Genomic DNA, 301 nt, shown 5'->3' on the forward strand with positions numbered 1-301 from the left:
GGACTCTGTTTGGGCTCCGACTCACGCTGTCTCCATTTACTCAGAAGGCTATCGTTTATTCCAAGCTCATCTGCAACCTCTTTCACCGATCCTCGGCTATTAGATAAATCTATAGCCATTTTTTTGAAGGAATCATCAAATACTCGTTTGCTCATATAATCAAATTTAAAAGTTTCTAGTTAAATCTGACAACTAAATTCCTCCAGTCAAATGTAGCAACTCCAGTATTGACATACAGAACCTTGTATCCATTCTGACAGGCCTGATATCCAAGTGCGGTGGCAAGGTAGCTTTTTCCTGT

Annotated in this window: 2 protein-coding genes; both read right to left on the bottom strand. The window is 40.2% G+C overall.

Going from position 1 to position 301, the window contains the following annotated elements:
* A partial coding sequence (locus tag GJU39_RS24405; protein WP_154281226.1) for a transposase occupies positions 1-155 on the bottom strand: 155 nt, incomplete at its 3' end.
* A 20-nt stretch (positions 156-175) separates the two neighbouring features.
* The coding region (locus tag GJU39_RS24410) for an ATP-binding protein (RefSeq protein WP_209437742.1) at positions 176-301 on the bottom strand (126 nt) is incomplete at its 5' end.

Source organism: Pedobacter petrophilus (assembly GCF_009674725.1).
Taxonomy (GTDB): Bacteria; Bacteroidota; Bacteroidia; order Sphingobacteriales; family Sphingobacteriaceae; genus Pedobacter; species Pedobacter petrophilus.